Annotated in this window: 12 protein-coding genes; 8 read left to right on the forward strand and 4 right to left on the reverse strand. The window is 35.8% G+C overall.

Annotation, left to right across the window (positions count from 1 at the left end; genetic code table 11):
* Positions 1-75 precede the first annotated feature (75 nt).
* From pstC to AC6H33_RS10015, 8 genes are all read left to right on the forward strand, one after another.
* Positions 76-933 (forward strand): phosphate ABC transporter permease subunit PstC, encoded by an 858-nt coding sequence (pstC, locus tag AC6H33_RS09980; RefSeq protein ID WP_497604738.1) that lies wholly within the window; start codon positions 76-78, stop codon positions 931-933.
* The gene (gene pstA, locus AC6H33_RS09985) at positions 933-1,778 is read left to right on the forward strand and encodes a phosphate ABC transporter permease PstA (RefSeq protein ID WP_497604739.1); all 846 of its coding nucleotides are present in this window, start codon (positions 933-935) and stop codon (positions 1,776-1,778) included. Before pstC ends, pstA begins: the two co-directional genes overlap by 1 nt.
* Positions 1,778-2,563, forward strand: a complete 786-nt coding sequence (gene pstB, locus AC6H33_RS09990) for a phosphate ABC transporter ATP-binding protein PstB (RefSeq protein ID WP_497604740.1) — start codon at positions 1,778-1,780, stop codon at positions 2,561-2,563. The genes pstA and pstB overlap by 1 nt, the downstream gene beginning before the upstream one ends.
* A gap of 96 nt (positions 2,564-2,659) precedes the next feature.
* Positions 2,660-3,331 (forward strand): phosphate signaling complex PhoU family protein, encoded by a 672-nt coding sequence (locus AC6H33_RS09995; RefSeq protein ID WP_497604741.1) that lies wholly within the window; start codon positions 2,660-2,662, stop codon positions 3,329-3,331.
* Between the two features lie 83 nt (positions 3,332-3,414).
* The gene (glnA, locus tag AC6H33_RS10000; RefSeq protein WP_497604742.1) at positions 3,415-4,845 is read left to right on the forward strand and encodes a type I glutamate--ammonia ligase; all 1,431 of its coding nucleotides are present in this window, start codon (positions 3,415-3,417) and stop codon (positions 4,843-4,845) included.
* 126 nt (positions 4,846-4,971) lie between these two features.
* Positions 4,972-7,611, forward strand: a complete 2,640-nt coding sequence (locus AC6H33_RS10005) for a bacteriohemerythrin (protein WP_497604743.1) — start codon at positions 4,972-4,974, stop codon at positions 7,609-7,611.
* A 125-nt stretch (positions 7,612-7,736) separates the two neighbouring features.
* Positions 7,737-9,395, forward strand: a complete 1,659-nt coding sequence (gene leuA / locus AC6H33_RS10010; RefSeq protein ID WP_497604744.1) for a 2-isopropylmalate synthase — start codon at positions 7,737-7,739, stop codon at positions 9,393-9,395.
* A gap of 141 nt (positions 9,396-9,536) precedes the next feature.
* A complete protein-coding gene (locus AC6H33_RS10015; protein WP_497604745.1) occupies positions 9,537-9,959 on the forward strand; it encodes a hypothetical protein in 423 nt (140 codons plus the stop codon).
* A 27-nt stretch (positions 9,960-9,986) separates the two neighbouring features.
* Here the strand turns inward: AC6H33_RS10015 and AC6H33_RS10020 are convergent, their stop codons facing one another.
* The 4 genes from AC6H33_RS10020 to AC6H33_RS10035 are packed head-to-tail and all read right to left on the reverse strand — an operon-like array spanning position 9,987 to position 15,398.
* Complete coding sequence (locus tag AC6H33_RS10020; protein ID WP_497604746.1) at positions 9,987-11,954, reverse strand: penicillin-binding protein 1A; 1,968 nt, start codon at positions 11,952-11,954, stop codon at positions 9,987-9,989.
* The gene (locus AC6H33_RS10025; RefSeq protein WP_497604747.1) at positions 11,951-12,640 is read right to left on the reverse strand and encodes an ATP-binding cassette domain-containing protein; all 690 of its coding nucleotides are present in this window, start codon (positions 12,638-12,640) and stop codon (positions 11,951-11,953) included. Before AC6H33_RS10025 ends, AC6H33_RS10020 begins: the two co-directional genes overlap by 4 nt.
* Entirely contained in the window at positions 12,637-13,731 is a 1,095-nt protein-coding gene (locus AC6H33_RS10030; protein ID WP_497604748.1) for an aminotransferase class I/II-fold pyridoxal phosphate-dependent enzyme, read from the reverse strand. The genes AC6H33_RS10025 and AC6H33_RS10030 overlap by 4 nt, the downstream gene beginning before the upstream one ends.
* Entirely contained in the window at positions 13,731-15,398 is a 1,668-nt protein-coding gene (locus tag AC6H33_RS10035) for a sensor domain-containing diguanylate cyclase (protein WP_497604749.1), read from the reverse strand. Before AC6H33_RS10035 ends, AC6H33_RS10030 begins: the two co-directional genes overlap by 1 nt.
* Positions 15,399-15,478 lie beyond the last annotated feature (80 nt).

The raw sequence follows: 15,478 nt of genomic DNA on the forward strand, positions 1-15,478 counted from the left end.
GTAAACCCTTTTGTAATCTTTTTGTAATCAAAGAAACATAAAATTCAGCAATTATTTAAAAAAAGGGAGAATTGCTTGAGTATTTTTATAGATAAACTTTTTGCAAATACAACAAGATTTATTGCCTTTGGTATTTTATTGCTTGTTGCGTGGATATTTAGTGTACTTTTTGAGCACTCGCTAGAGTCGATAAAAGCATTTGGATTTCTTTTTATTACAGAAGACAAATGGGCACCAAACTTAGAAAAGTTCGGCGCTCTTCCTGCTATTTACGGCTCAGTTATATCTACTTTTTTAGCAATGATTTTAGCTGTTCCTCTTGCAATTGGTATTGCAATCTTCTTAAGCGAGATAGCTCACGCAAAACTAAAAGGCCCTATTGGTGTCTCAATAGAGCTCTTAGCGGCGATTCCTTCTGTTGTTTATGGAATGTGGGGGCTTTTTTACTTCGTACCAATTATCCGTGATATATTTGGCGGAGTTGGTATTAGTATGCTTAGTGCTGGTATCGTCCTCTCAGTTATGATACTCCCTTTTATGGCGGCTATAACACGTGATGCGATGAACACTACTCCAGATATATTAAAAGAGTCAGCTTATGCTCTTGGCGGGACTAAATGGGATGTTGTAAAAGACATTATCATTCCATACGCAAAGGCTGGAATTATCGGTTCATTTATACTAGCACTTGGACGTGCTATTGGTGAAACTATGGCTGTAACATTTGTTATGGGTAACGTCCATAAGATTTCAACAGATTTAACACAGCCCGCAACGTCAATTCCAGTAACACTTGCAAATGAGTTTGCAGAAGCCGATAGCGCTCTTTACTACTCATCTCTTTTTGAACTATCACTGCTTCTTCTTGTTGTAAGCTTTACGATTATATCTGTTGCTAAGTTCTACTTTTTACGAAGAAAAAGGGTTATATAATGACACACACTCAAAAAAGAATCATCATAAATGAAATAGTCATGGCACTCTCAACCCTCTCTGCCCTCATTGGAATGGGTTTTTTATTTTGGATTTTAAGCGTTCTTATCATAAACGGGATTGACGCACTAAGTATGAGTATCTTTTTAAATGAAGGAGCTCCTCCAGGAAATAGTGATGGAGGACTAAAACACGCTCTTATTGGGCAACTCTATCTTGTTGGCTATGCCTCATTTTTTGGTATCCCGCTTGGTGTTTTAGCTGGTACATATCTAAGCGAATATTCTCAAAAATCTAAAGTTGCAGAGATAATCCGTGATATTTCAGACATTATGATGTCAGCTCCAAGTATCGTTATTGGCGCATTTGTTTATGCTATTGTTGTTGCCCCTTCTGGGCACTTTAGCGGCTGGGCAGGGACGATTGCACTAAGCATCATTATGCTTCCTATTATCCTAAGAACGACTGACGATATGCTCCAACTTGTTCCATCAACTCTCAGAGAAGCAGCCTTTGCACTTGGCGCTCCTAAATATAAAGTAATTATTCAAGTTGTTTATCGCGGCGCAAAAGCTGGTATCTTAACTGGTATTTTACTCGGTGTTGCTCGTGTTGCTGGAGAGACGGCACCACTTCTTTTTACATCATTTAATGATAATTTTTTAAATACAGATATGAGTCAACCGATGGCTTCACTAACTGTAACTATGTACAACTACGCAACAAGTCCGTACGAAGATTGGCAACAACTTGGATGGGCAGCCGCTTTTATACTTAGTATGTTTATTTTGACTCTAAATATATTAGGACGACTATTTTTATTAAAAAAGAGAGGGAAACGTTAATGGCAACAATCATTGAGATAAATAAAGAAAAAGCGCTTGAAGTTAAAAACTTTGAGTTTACCTATGCTGGAGTAGATACGCCAAGTGTTAAAAAACTCTCTATGCCTGTGGCGAAACATAACATAACAGCCCTTATTGGGCCATCAGGATGTGGAAAAACTACTCTTCTTAGAAGCTTTAACCGTATGCATGATTTATATCCAAACAACAAATATAACGGCGAAATTATTTTTAAAGATAGAAATATTTTAACATCAAAAGAGGATTTGATAAAACTTAGAATTCAAATAGGGATGATTTTTCAAAAACCAACAGCTTTTCCAATGAGTATCTTTGATAATGTTGCTTATGGACTGAAACTTCAGGGTATAAAAAACAGAACTGAACTTAGTGGCAGGGTTGAAAAAGCACTCAAAGATGCAGCTATTTGGAATGAAGTAAAAGATAGACTAAAACATGATGCAAACGGCTTGTCTGGTGGTCAACAACAAAGACTCTGTATCGCTAGAGCGGTAGCTGTTGAGCCTGAAGTTTTACTTTTTGATGAGCCGACTTCTGCACTTGACCCGATTTCAACGGCTGGGATTGAAGAACTTATCGTCGAACTTAGGGAGAGAGTCTCTATAATCATAGTTACACACAACATGCAACAAGCAGCGCGTGTTAGCGACTATACTGGGTTTATGTATCTAGGGGAACTTATAGAGTTGGGTAAAACTGAAGATATGTTTGTTACTCCAAAAGAGAGATTAACAGAAGAGTATATAACTGGAAAATTCGGTTGATTCGGTGTATAGCGGTTTATCCTCCTTGGTTGAGGGTTAACGAAGCAAAATGGACGAGTTCCTTTTGCGTTTTAAATCAAATAAAAAGGATTAGATATGGGATCAAAATATCATGAAAAAATAACCATTATAAAAGATAAATTATCACTTCTTCTAGAAGAGATAATAACAGCAGATGAGCTGTCTTTAGAGGCATTTAAGCTAAATGACGCAAAAAGATTTAAAGAGGTTGAGACAATACTCGGCAAGATTGGTTTTAATGGCGATGAAATAGACAACGAGATTATAAAAACATTTGCACTCTTTGGGCCAGAAGCACAAGAACTTCGCTTCTTAATAGCATTTTTAAAGATGACAAACGAACTTGTGAGCATTGGCGCTGGTGTAAAAAAATATGCACGCAGAATGAGTGAACACGCTAAGGGTGGATGCGATCTTGAGCCATTTAAGCCAAGTATCCTACTTCTTCATAAGAGCAGTATCAATGCGCTTAAGTATATTTTGGAGTGTTTTACAAATATCCAAGAGTGCAATTATGAAGACAATTACAGAAAAGTTCTTGTTGAAGAGAGTATGAATGATGACCTTTTTTCTGTTTTGGAAAAAGAGATTCTTAACAAAATCATAGACGAAAAAGAGCTCTCAATAGAGTATGTAAAAGTTCTTGGAAGCTTAAGAAAACTAGAGCGTTCTTGTGATAGAAGTGTAAATATTGCAAACCTCATGATGTACGCAAAATTGGGCGGAGAGATTAAGCTTTTTAAATAACTGCCTAAAATTTAGGCAGTATGAACTACCCTTTTGTACTATTTTGAGTTATACTACGCGTTATTAAAATTTAGGAGAAACAAATGGGAAAATTTGTAAATAACGTAGAAGAATTTTTTTCTTTTTGCCAAGAAAATGATGTTAAATATGTAGATTTGAGATTTACTGATTTAAAAGGTACATGGCACCATGTTACATATAGAGCAAGTGCTGTAAACAGTGACAATTTAACAAACGGATTCCCGTTTGACGGCTCTTCGATAGATAAATGGCAGCCAATCAACAAATCAGATATGATTTTAAAAGCTGACGTTCCTACTGCATTTTTAGACCCTTTTACTGCTGATCCTACCATTATTGTTATTTGTGATGTATATGACATTTACAAAGGTCAAATGTATGAAAAATGTCCTCGTTCTATCGCAAAAGCTACTTTAGCTCATGCAGAATCTCTAGGCATCGCAGACGCTGCATACTTTGGACCTGAAAATGAGTTCTTTGTTTTTGATGACGTAAGAATTATTGACAACATGAATGAAGCTGGATACAAAATAGATACTGAAGAGGGTGACTGGAATTCAAACACTCACTATGCAGATGGATATAACAGCGGTCACAGAGGTGGGGTAAAAGGTGGTTATTTCCCAGTTGCTCCAATTGATACTCAAGTTGACTTAAGAGCTGAGATGATGGACGTGTTAGAGCAAGTTGGACTTGAAGTTGTTTTAGGTCACCACGAAGTTGCACAAGGTCAAGGCGAAATCGGTATCGTTTTCTCTGATATTATCGGTGCTGCTGACAATGTTCAAAAACTAAAGTATGTTGTAAAAATGGTTGCTCACTTAAACGGCAAAACTGCAACGTTTATGCCTAAGCCTCTTTTTGGTGACAATGGAAACGGTATGCACGTTCACCAATCACTATGGAAAGATGGTAAAAACCTTTTCTACAAAGAGGGTAACTACGCTAACCTTTCAGAGATGGCTCTTCACTATGCTGGTGGTATCTTTAAACATGCTAAAGCTGTTGCAGCACTTACAAATCCAACGACTAACTCTTACAAAAGACTTATCCCAGGGTTTGAAGCTCCTTCAATTCTTACTTACTCTATGCAAAACCGTTCTGCATCTTGCCGTATTCCATATGGTGCTGGTGAGAAAGCAACTCGTATCGAGATGAGATTCCCAGACTCTACTGCTTGTCCATACTTAGCATTCTCTGCTATGATGATGGCTGGTTTAGATGGTATCAAAAACAAAACTGTTCCTGTTGGTCCTATGGATGAGGATTTATTTGAACTTAGTCTTGATGAGATTCGTGAAAAAGGTATCCCTCAAATGCCTCATACTTTACGTGAAGCAACTGAAGCGCTTATTGCTGATCACTCATTCTTGAGTCCTGTATTTACTAAAACATTTATTGATGATTATCAGCACTATATGTTTGAGAGACAAATCTGGCCTGATGAGAGCCGCCCAACTGCTTATGAGTTTAAAACAACTTATAGCTGCTAATCTCCATCTATCCTCCTCTGCTCTGCCTACAAGCAGAGCAACTCCACTAAAAATCTTTTTAAAAACTGTTGCACATATTATCAAATTAACATATAATAATATAAACAAAAGTGTTAAGGCATACCAATGCAAGCTATCGATATTTTTCCTTGGAACGATCAATTTAATACAAACATAGAGATAATAGACAGCCAACACAAGAGGCTTGTTGAACTTCTAAATAAATTAGCACGTACGGTTGCCTTTGACTCCCAAGAAACCTCAATAAATTATATTCTTGATGAGCTGCTAGATTACACTGAGTATCACTTCATAACAGAAGAGGCTATCTGGAACAAATATTTTCATTATGACTCATTAGAAGCGGAGCACATAGCAGTACATCAAAAATTTATAGACACGATAAAAGAGCTAAAACTACAAATCAAAGAGCGCTCAATCTCTGAAATCGCTCAAGATACTCTCTCTTTTTTAGCAAGATGGTTAGCTTCACACATCCTCGAATCAGATAAATATATGTCATATGTCATTATCGCTATTGAGAGCGGTATGGAGATGCAAATGGCAAAAGAAGAAGCTACTAAAAGTATGAATGGTTTTACTAGAGAACTTATAAACCTAATACTCTCTATCTATGAATCACTCTCAAGTAGCACACTTCTTCTTATGTATGAGATTAAAAAACAGCGACAGATGGAGTCAAAGCTAAAACTTGCAGCTAGTGTATTTAAAAACTCCAGAGAGGGTATTGTCATCACGCTAAAAGATGGAACTATCATTGATACAAATGATGCCTTTAGCCATATCACAGGATATGAAAAAGATGAAGTTCTTGGCAAAAATATGAGGATTTTAAAATCTGATAAACATGATCAAGAATTTTACACTGATATGTTCAAGCAACTCAAAAAAGAGAATCATTGGAGCAGTGAGATATATAACCGCAGAAAAAACGGCGAACTCTATCCAGCACTTCTTAATATTAGCACTATTGAAGAAGAGGAGGAGGAGGAGGAGAAAGAAGAAAAGAGTGAAACTCTTAAATATTATCTTTTTCTATTTTCGGATATAAGTGCTATAAAAGAGCATCAACAAAAACTTGAGTATATTGCCCACTACGACTCTCTGACGGGTCTTGCAAACCGTATTCTTTTGGGAAATATCCTAAAGCACTCTATGGCACAAACACTAAGACGCAAAAATATCTTGGCTATTGTCTACCTAGATTTAGATGGTTTTAAAGATATAAATGACAAGTATGGCCATGAAGCGGGAGATTATCTCCTAAGCGAACTTGCTCAAAACATGAGATTATCTCTTCGTGATGGAGATATGCTCTCAAGACTTGGTGGTGATGAGTTTGTAGCAGTAATTCACAATTTGGATGATTTTGAATCAGTAGTACCCTCGGTATCAAGACTTCTAAACGCGGCTTCTACTAAAGTTGAGTATGGCAACGCCGTGCTTAAGGTATCAGCTAGTCTAGGTATAACTTTTTATCCGCAATCAACAGAGATAGAAGCAGATCAGCTGTTGCGTCAAGCGGATCAAGCGATGTATCTGGCAAAACAGGCTGGAAAAAACCGCTTCCACATTTTTGATACACAAAAAGATCAAAACATAAAAGCTCTTAACCAAATGATTAGCGACATTAGAAATGGCATCGTTAAAGATGAGTTTATTTTACACTATCAACCAAAAGTAAATATGCACTCAGGCGAAATTATAGGCGTTGAGGCTCTGATTAGATGGGAGCATCCAACCAAAGGGCTTTTAGCTCCAATGACATTTTTACCAACCATAGAAGACCAGCCACTTGCCATAGAGCTTGGCGAATGGGTAATATCTGCTGCACTTAGACAGATAAACAGATGGCAAGAGAATGGTATTAAAGTAAAAGTTAGTGTAAATATAGGTGCAAAACAGCTTCAAGAAGATGATTTTGTCCGTAAGCTAAAAATAGAACTAAAAAAGTATCCTAATATCTCTGCTAAAATGCTTGAACTTGAGATATTAGAAACAAGCGCACTAGAAAATATGAGTAATGTTTTAAATGTTATTTCTGAGTGTAAAGAGATAGGAGTTATGTTCTCAATTGATGATTTTGGAACAGGATATTCATCTCTAACCTATCTAAAAAATCTCCCTGTACCAGTTTTAAAAATTGATCAAAGTTTTGTACAAAATATGCTTTACAGCACTGATGATTTGGCGATACTAGAGGGAGTTTTAGGGCTTGGATTGGCATTTAGAAAAACAATTATAGCTGAGGGTGTTGAAACGATAGAGCATGGGAAAACCCTCTTAAATATGGGGTATGAGTTTGCTCAAGGTTACGCAATAGCAAAACCGATGAGAGCCGAACTATTTTTAGAGTGGAGCAACGCTTGGAAACCTGATGTAGAGTGGATAAAGAGTTGCAAATTTAAAAAAGATGACATGGAGCTCCTCTATGTAGCAGTTGGACATAATACATGGATTAAAAAACTAGAAGAGTTTTTGCTTGATACTACAAATCTAACAGAAGTGCTAAATTTGGATAAATGCAATTTAGAAGAGTGGCTTGAGTCCAATATAGAGACCTTTACTTCAAGAAAATCTTACAAAAAAGTGGTTGCCCTTCATACCAAACTCCACAAATTAGCCCACGACTTGATAGTACTAAAAAAAAGCTCTGCGCTTGTAGATTACTCACAAAAACTTCAACAAATAGATGAGATAAAAAAAGAGTTAAATATGCAAATTATAAATTTAGCCGCCAGCTAATTTCTCTTTTTTCTTGCTACTGCCTCTTTAAAAACAATCTACTAATCGCATTTTTGCTATAATTCGCATCACAATAACTGTATATAAGAGTGCATTATTGAAATTTTAATTTATGAGGGTTTATTATGAAAAATATTCCACAAGGGAAGTATCGTCCCTATCCAAAGATAGATTTGCCAAATAGACAATGGCCAAACAATAGCATAACCCAAGCTCCAAAGTGGTGCAGTGTAGATTTACGTGATGGAAATCAAGCACTTATCAACCCAATGGATATGAATAAAAAACTTTCACTATTTGCACTCTTACTCAAAATCGGATTCAAAGAGATTGAGGTTGGTTTTCCATCTGCTTCAAAAGTTGAGTTTGAATTTTTACGTCGCTTAGTGGATGACAAACTTATCCCAGATGATGTAACTATTCAAGTTTTAGTTCAAGCAAGGGAGCATTTGATAGAGAGAACATTTGAAGCACTTCGTGGTGTTAAAAAAGCGACTGTTCATCTATACAACTCAACTTCAGTGGCTCAAAGAAAGATGGTTTTTCAAAAATCAAGAGAAGATATAATTGCCCTTGCCCTAGAGGGTGTTGACCTTGTTAAGAAGTATGAAAAACAACATGATGGAGAGATATACTTGGAGTACTCTCCTGAGAGTTTTACAGGAACAGAGCTTGATTATGCAGTAGAGATAGCAAACGCAGTAACAGCAAGATGGGGGATTAGTGATAGCAGAAAAGTTATCATAAATCTTCCAGCAACAGTAGAGATGGCAACACCAAATATCTATGCTGATCAAATTGAGTGGATGAGCAGACATTTGGACAATAGAGAAAATGTAATCATCTCAACTCACACTCACAACGACAGAGGGACAAGTATAGCAGCTACTGAGTTAGCGCTTTTAGCAGGTGCTGATAGAGTTGAGGGAACACTTTTGAGCAATGGAGAGAGAACGGGAAATGTTGACATCATAACTCTTGCTCTTAATATGACAACTCAAGGTATTGATTCTAAACTTGATTTTTCTAACGTAAATGAGGTTTTAGATGTAGTTGAGAGATGCACGGAGATAGAGACTCATGTTCGTCATCCATACGTTGGAGAGCTTGTATATACGGCATTTTCAGGCTCTCATCAAGATGCAATCAATAAAGGTTTAGCTCACAGAAAGGTAAATCCAGCTTCACATTGGGAAGTTCCATATCTTCCTATTGACCCAGATGATGTGGGGCGAAGCTATGAGAGCATCATCCGTATCAATTCACAATCTGGAAAAGGCGGAGTTGCTTATATACTAGAGAAAAACTTTGGTTATCAACTTCCAAAAGCAATGCATCCAGAGATGGGCAAGCTAGTTCAAGATGTTAGTGATAAAAAAGGTCAAGAGTTGAGCGGTGAAGAGATATTTGAGATATTTAACGAGAACTACTTCAACATAAAAGAGCATATTTCTTTGGTTGATTTTACAGTCTCATCACTAAAAGGTATCTCAAAATGTACACTTACCTACATCCTTAATGGCACTGAGATAGTCTCAAACGGAGAGGGTAATGGTCCAGTAGATGCTTGTAGAGACGCTTTGATGAAAGATTATAGAAACAGTTTTTCTATTAACTCATACTTTGAGCACTCATTTGGCAACAAAAGCTCTGCAAAAGCGATAGCATATATAGAGATAGAGACCCAGAGCACTCTCTCATGTTTTGGCGTAGGGGCTGATAACGATATAGCCACTGCCTCTGTAAAAGCTCTATTTTGCGCATTAAACAGAGCTTTTAACTAATACACAAAACAAAGAAATTCTCTATTTCTTTGTTTTTTATTAAATAAAAATTCTAAATAATTTAAAAATTTATCCTTAACCTAATCCCTTATCAAAACACATTATGCTACAATTAATTACTACAAAATAAAGGAATTGATTATGACTAAAAGTATAATCGCTGTTGGTTTAGCAACACTTCTATCTTCATCTCTGTCTGCTTATGATTTGAAATCAAATATGCTACTTTTAAATGCTGAACTTAGCGAAGTTCAAAGAGCATTTATCGCAAGTGACCAATCTGGTGTTGAACAATCTGTAAAAAGATTTGCGCAACATGCACAAGATTTACTTGGAAATAAAGAGAAATTCTCTGCAATGCTTCCTGAGAAGAAAAAAAATAAGGCAAATGAAGCTGTTATGAGTGCACAAATCATCAGCCATAATGTTCAAATAATCTTAGATGCTATTGAAAACAAGTATAACCAATCAGGTCAAGTTCGTAGAGAAGAGGCGCAAAGAGCGTACACTTACATAGAACATGCATGTTTTAGATGTCACAACATAGTGCGTGACGAGTATTAAAATATAAACTTTGCAAAGAGGCACTCTCTAAAAGAGCAGTGTCTCGTTTGTGTTTGTTTCTGCGTCAACTCTTGGTGGTTTTGAAGTATCACTAAAGTACTCTCTTTTACCATTTATAGTAATCTCTTTGATACCATCTGGCTTTTCAAACTTTCTTGGAACCTGAGGATATAGCTCTAAAACTTTCTCATAGTACATAGAAAAAGCGGGTCCTGCTATTCTACCACCCGTCTCTATTCTGTCCATTGGAGTATTGTCATCGTTTCCGAACCACACGATAGTTTCTATACTTGGAGAGTATCCTGCGAACCATCCATCCATATTTTTATTTGTAGTTCCAGTTTTTCCAGCAAGTTCTATCCCTTTTACAGCAGCATTACGCCCTGTACCACGATCAACTACATCTCTTAGTATAGTTGTCATTATGTATGCTTGTGCTGGGTCTGTTATATACTGACTCTTTAATTTGCTCTCAAAAATCGTTGTAAGACCTTTGTCTATATTTTTTATAAGAATTGGCTCAACTTGTACTCCGTTGTTTGCAAAAGAGCTATAGTACTGAGCTAGTTGCAATGGAGAGAGTGTGATACTTCCTAGAGCGATAGATAAATCTGGCGGAAGATTTTTAATACCAAACTTTTTAAACTCTTTGAGCAGTTGTGGCAGTCCTATATCGTTGACTAGATTAATCGTTGCAAGATTGCTTGAGTGAACAAGCGCTTCTCTAAGAGTAAGTAGTCCTTTATAACTTTTTTCATAGTTTTTTGGCTGCCACTTCTGCTCCTCACCATCTTTATAGTAAGTATAAGTTCGTGCTATGTCATATAGTTCTGTAACACCTGAATAGCCTAAATCAAGGGCAACTTGATAGATAAATGGTTTAAAAGCTGAACCTGGTTGGCGACGGCCTTGTGTTGCTCTATTGTATGAATTCTTTTTATAATCAACACTGCCAACAAGTGCCAATATCTCTCCATTTTTTGGATTTAACGAGATAAGTGCCCCATTTAGTAGTTCTGTTTTTACTGTCTGTTTATCTTTTGAAGATGTATTTGCTTTTATTCTTGCAACAGATAAATCATACGCCTTTTTGAGTGAGACCTCTGCTGCTTCTTGAAGCTTTAAATCAACCGTTGTATATACTTCATATCCGCCTGTTTTAAAATCAGTGATGCCAATATCAGCAACCCGTCTTAGCACTTCATCAACAATAAATGGTGCACTGTTTTGCGTTAGTGTGTCATCAAAAACTTCTGGTTTTTCAAGTAAAGAAGCTGTGTGAGTATCATCATCAATCCATCCAAGTGCGTGCATTCTAGATATTACACGATTTGCTCTGCCCATAGATATATCATAATTTTTCGTTGGCGCATAAGTGCTTGGAGCCTTAGCAAGACCCACAAGAAGGGCTGTCTCTTTTAGTGTGAGTTGATTTAAACTTTTACGGAAATAGCCATCAGCGGCTGTTTTTATGCCGTAGTAGCCATGCCCAAAATATATCTCATTTAGGTATCTCTCAAGAATCTCTTCTTTACTTAAAGAGAGTTCAACTTTAAATGCATAAATCAGCTCTTTTATCTTTCTTGAGATTTTTTTCTCTCTAGTTAAGAGTCTGTTTTTGACTAGCTGTTGAGTGATGGTACTTGCACCCTCAACCATTTTTCCAGCTTGTATATCCTTTATAATTGCTCTAAAAATAGCATCAAAATTAATCCCAGTATGTTCAAAAAAAGTAGTATCTTCAATTGCAAGTAGCGCTTCAATAGCACGTGGCGGTATCTCATCAAATCTTGCATAGTATCTATGCTCATCTTCAAAAAGATTCGCAATTTTTTCGCCATTCTTATCGTATATTCTTGTAGTAAGAGGCGGATGATACTCTATAATCGAAGAGATGTCATAGCTATACTCTTTTAAAAAATAACCAACAACTACAAAAGGAGCTAAAACACCTGCTAGAAAAAGTGTAAAAAATATATTTCTTATTATTCTCATATTCTAAAATCCCTATTTGCAAAATTTGCATCTATTAAAATTTTTGTGTACTCTTGTGTCGGATTATTTACTATATCTGCCATTTTTCCACTCTCAACAATCGCCCCATTTCTCAATACACAAATATCTTCACAAAGCATCTTTGCCGAGGAAATATCGTGTGTTACAAAGAGTATCTTAAATCCAAGTTCTATTTGAAGCTTTTTTAGGAGTTCTAAAATCATACCTCTTGTTTTTGGATCAAGTGCCGTTGTAGGCTCATCAAGCAACATAAGTTTTGGCTCATGGCTTAGTGCCATTGCTATTACTACTCTTTGGAGCTGTCCGCCTGAGAGTTCTGGAGAAAATCTCTCCAAGAGCTCTACATCCAAACCAACTTGAGCAAACAACTCTTCAACCCTCTTTGTGGAAACAAAAAACTGCTTTTTTATCTTTGTCAGAGGAGAAAGCGCTGTAAAAGGATTTTGTGGAACAAACGAAATAGTCTCTCCTGCAATGAGCTCAAAACTATTTTCATATTTTAGCGACACTTTCATACTGCTTGGCAACATAGACAAAAGTGCCTTTATGGTTAGACTTTTTCCGCTTCCGCTTTGCCCAACAAGAGCTAGGGATGAGTTGATGTTAAAACTTATATCTACTAAAGTTTTCTCATCGAGAGTTATATGCAGTGTTGATATTTTCATATTTTTAACTTCTTTAAACTTCTACACAACGCTCTTAAATCCTCGCTACTCTCGCCAACTCTTGCAATAAGGCGGATGATAGCATGCTCAACTGTTGGCTGTCTTATACCGCCAACTGCGTAACCTCTATCTTTTAGCGTATCTCGTATTTTTATCACTCGCTCATTATCATTTATCACAACGCTACAAATCAGAGCATCCATCTTAATGCCTAACTCTTCATAAACTATCTCTTGTCTTTTTGTTATCTCTTCTTTTAAAAACTCTCTATTTTCTAACATAAATAAAAGAGCGTTATGAGCTAAAAGAGTATCATACAAAGAGAGTGAAGTTGCATATATAATGGGCTTTGCACGGTTTATTAGATACTCAACTATATGTGAAGATGCTAAGATAAATGCGCCAAAACTTCCATAAGCTTTGCCAAGGGTTCCCATTTTTATATGGTTTGGTTTTATGCTTATGTTGTAGTGCTCATACACTCCCATCAAATGCTCTCCTAAAACTCCGCTGCTATGTGCCTCATCCATTATCAAAATCGCATCATGTTTATCACAAAGTTCAAAAACAGCACTATCTACTATATCGCCATCCATCGAGTAAATTCCCTCAACGGCAACTATTTTTCTCTGCGCACTGCTTGATTCAAGAAGTTTTTTTAACTCATTCATATCATTATGTTTAAAAAACACTACATTAATCTTTTTAAAGTTAGTAGCAAGTATGCCTGAAGCATGGTACTTCTCATCCATAAAAAGCATATCTTTAGGGCGAACTAGCGCTTCTATCAAAGCTATATTTGCATTAAAACCGCTTCCTAAAATAACCCCATCTTCAAAACCATTTGCAACACAAAGCGCCTCTTCAAAATCTTTGTGTATCTGATGATAACCATTTACTAAAAGAGAGGCTTTTGAGGCGTGTATAGGCATGTTAGAGAGCTTTTTACATGTTGCGTTATGCAGTTCTTTGTTGTGAGCAAGTCCTAAATAATCATTTGAGGCAAAATCTAAAATAGAGTTATCTACTACCTCTCTAGTTCTATATCTTTTTGCTCTCTTTAGAGCTTCAAGTTCATTTGTGTAGTACATTATCTAAAAACGACCCTGTTTCTTCCGCCATTCTTTGCCCCATAAAGAGCTTTGTCTGCTCTCTTAAAAGTAACTTCAATATCTTCACCTTTTACATACTCCGTGACGCCAAAACTCATAGTAACTGCGAGTATATCTTTATGCTCTTGTACTTTCATTCTTATCTTATCCGCTATCTTGTATGCATCAGATTTATTTACATGCGGAAGGATAAGAGCAAACTCCTCACCCCCGATTCTACAAAATATATCACTATCTCTTAAGTAAGTAGTTATCAGCTTTGTGTACTCGATTAAAACTTTATCGCCTACATCATGCCCGTAATTATCATTGATTTTTTTAAAGTGGTCTATATCAAAAATAACTAAAGAAAGAGGATAAAAGTAACGGTTTGAACTAGCACTCTCCTTCTTGATTTGCTCATTATAGTAGTAACGATTTCTTATTTTTGTAAGAGGGTCAGTTATGTTTGTATGTTCTAGCTCTTTTTGATAAATCTTCTCCTCAGTAACATCGGCAAAGATAACACTATAGTGTCCATTTTCTTCAGATATTAACGATATTCCAGCAGTAAAGTAGTACTCTTTTTCATTGTATGAAATTTTTACAAGATTGTTTTTTGGGTACTTCATAAGATATTCAAGCCAACTTATACCAGCCATATCTTTGTGTATACATCCATCCTCTTGGATAAAAAAATCAGAGATTGATTGATGCGCTTCTTTGAACTCTTCAGGTGTCTTAAATCCATAGAAGTATTTAAAAAATGTTTTATTCATATCTATGATATTTTCTTTATCTACTACCATTACTATATTTGAGGAAGAGTCTATTATGTTTTTATAATACATCTTCTGTTTTTTACTTCTATAAAGCACAAGATTTCCCACAATCCCAGCTATTATCATAAAAGCGACGATTGCTATACTAAACCATTTATACATAAAAAAATCTAAGTTTATATTTAAAACATCGTCTTGCTTTTTAAACATAATATAGTGCCCAATAATTCTGTTTTGAATATTTTTAAGGGGGTGAATACTGATTATGTAGCCGCTCTCGCTCTTGTATGGAAGATGAATATAATTATAAATACCATTTCTTCTAAGATAGCTAGTAAACACAATTGGCGCATCTATATTTGCTATATAGTAATCATCTACAAAAGTCTTACTAAAAGGAATTTTTATACTATTTTTATACTCTTTGTTTAAAACAACTACAGACTCAACTCCAAAATCTTTCATCTGCTGCGAAATAGAGTTAAATCTTGAAGAGATCTCTACTAAACCAATAAATTTACTATCTCTTATGATAGGAACGATGGCTCTAATTGATAAGTCATAATTTCCTACACTTACAGAAACGATAGGCTTTTCAAGAGCTGAAGCCTCCATTAAGTCTTCTCGTATAGTGTTTTCAACGATCCCATTTTGCTTATTTGAACTGAGATATACTGGCTTTAAATCTTTATCTAATATCTGCATCCAACTATTTTTATAAAGGTTGTTTTTTTCAAATTGAAAAATCAGTTCATCAAAATGGTCACTTTTTATTTTTTTTTCTAAAATGTCTTTTGCCAAAGATTTGTCATTTGCTATTGAAAAAGCCATTGCAAGAGTAGTTTTTTGTTTGTACTCAATCATCTTGTCTAATTGTTCACTCATCAAAGAAGCCTCTTTTTTATAGCTCTGTTCTTTGATTTTAAGTTGCTCATTACCTATAAAACTTATATAAAGTAGTGCAA

The organism is Sulfurimonas limnophila, assembly GCF_059705345.1.

Coding starts and splice junctions, on each gene's coding strand:
- pstA (WP_497604739.1), top strand. CDS start 933: ATGACACACACTCAAAAAAGAATCATCATAAATGAAATAGTCATGGCA.
- pstB (WP_497604740.1), top strand. CDS start 1,778: ATGGCAACAATCATTGAGATAAATAAAGAAAAAGCGCTTGAAGTTAAA.
- AC6H33_RS09995 (WP_497604741.1), top strand. CDS start 2,660: ATGGGATCAAAATATCATGAAAAAATAACCATTATAAAAGATAAATTA.
- glnA (WP_497604742.1), top strand. CDS start 3,415: ATGGGAAAATTTGTAAATAACGTAGAAGAATTTTTTTCTTTTTGCCAA.
- AC6H33_RS10005 (WP_497604743.1), top strand. CDS start 4,972: ATGCAAGCTATCGATATTTTTCCTTGGAACGATCAATTTAATACAAAC.
- leuA (WP_497604744.1), top strand. CDS start 7,737: ATGAAAAATATTCCACAAGGGAAGTATCGTCCCTATCCAAAGATAGAT.
- AC6H33_RS10015 (WP_497604745.1), top strand. CDS start 9,537: ATGACTAAAAGTATAATCGCTGTTGGTTTAGCAACACTTCTATCTTCA.
- AC6H33_RS10020 (WP_497604746.1), bottom strand. CDS start 11,954: ATGAGAATAATAAGAAATATATTTTTTACACTTTTTCTAGCAGGTGTT.
- AC6H33_RS10025 (WP_497604747.1), bottom strand. CDS start 12,640: ATGAAAATATCAACACTGCATATAACTCTCGATGAGAAAACTTTAGTA.
- AC6H33_RS10030 (WP_497604748.1), bottom strand. CDS start 13,731: ATGTACTACACAAATGAACTTGAAGCTCTAAAGAGAGCAAAAAGATAT.
- AC6H33_RS10035 (WP_497604749.1), bottom strand. CDS start 15,398: ATGAGTGAACAATTAGACAAGATGATTGAGTACAAACAAAAAACTACT.